Source organism: Psychrobacter sp. 1Y4 (assembly GCF_051847555.1).
This window is the reverse complement of record NZ_JBPYDE010000898.1, coordinates 1-577: the sequence shown is the minus strand read 5'-3', so window position 1 is coordinate 577 and position 577 is coordinate 1. Positions and strand designations below refer to the sequence as shown.

The 577-nt window shown below is 43.2% G+C and carries 2 pseudogenes; both read left to right on the top strand.

From position 1 onward, the window contains the following. Positions 1 to 150 (top strand): annotated as a pseudogene (locus tag ACS8FC_RS19480) (MFS transporter); the annotation flags it as partial. A gap of 278 nt (positions 151 to 428) precedes the next feature. Next, positions 429 to 577 (top strand): annotated as a pseudogene (locus tag ACS8FC_RS19475) (IclR family transcriptional regulator); the annotation flags it as partial.

The window sequence follows — 577 nt, the reverse complement described above, 5'->3', positions numbered from 1 at the left end:
TCGGTCATTGCCCCTGTCGCTATTGGCTACATGGCGATGCATAACTCTATCGGTGCAGGTCTGCTGCTAATGGCAGGCGCGTACTTCTTGTGCGGTCTAATCCCAACTTTATTTATCAAAGAAAAGCAGTATGATCCACAAGAGGGATAATACTGCCTCTTATGACTGATATCACTACCATTCATACCGCATAGCGAAACAAACGCTCCGCATCGTGCTATGCTGAGACTGTAAATATACATTAATATAGTATAATTAAAGGGATAGACTACGATCAACATATGACGATAAGAGCAGTATCGAAAGTGGATACTGGCTCATATAAGGCTCTGAGTAGTTACTTTTTTCTAACTCTACGTAGTTACTTTTTCTAAATAGCCACTTTTTATAATACTTGTATGGACTTAATTGGGGATAATAGACCACCTATGACGAATGACACCCTTGCCAATGACAACGCTAACCATGAGCTGCATATGGAGCTTTTAGAGCCTATTGCAGAGATGCGGGACAAAAACGACAGACAGTTTGTCACCGCGTTGGCCCGCGGTCTTGAGCTGCTGCGCTGTTTTACCCC